This window comes from Flavobacterium xizangense, from assembly GCF_054075145.1.
In genome coordinates this window covers 1-403 of record NZ_JBSIPG010000036.1, presented here as the reverse complement: position 1 = coordinate 403, position 403 = coordinate 1, and the positions used below count along the sequence as shown (strand labels likewise).

Below are 403 nucleotides of genomic sequence, written 5' to 3'. Positions count from 1 at the left end.
GCACCATCAATAGCATCATTGTAAAGTACTCCTAAATGGTATGTTGGGTTCATAGTTCTGTTATAACCAAACCATGAATCAATTCCGTAAACCGTTTTAAATCTTAAGTTAGAAATTGGCTCTACCTCTAAAAATACATTCCCAATAATTTTATGATCTTTCGGATAATTGTAATTACTTCTGTAATACATTACCGCCAAAGGATTTGTTTGGTTTGTATTTAAACCATCTAAAGTTGGAGTAAATCCATATTCATTAATATTTCTATCAATTGCTGTTTGCCAATACGCAGGCTGGAATGGGTTTTGCGTAAGAGCGTTATGCAAGTCATTCCCATAAATATTGCCCGAAGAAACATCTCTTTTTTGAATATTGGTATACGTTAAATTTTCTCCAATTGTTA

1 pseudogene is annotated in these 403 nt (G+C 32.5%); it reads right to left on the bottom strand.

The features are described from left to right. Positions 1–403, bottom strand: a pseudogene (locus tag ACWA1B_RS22395) (SusC/RagA family TonB-linked outer membrane protein); the annotation flags it as partial.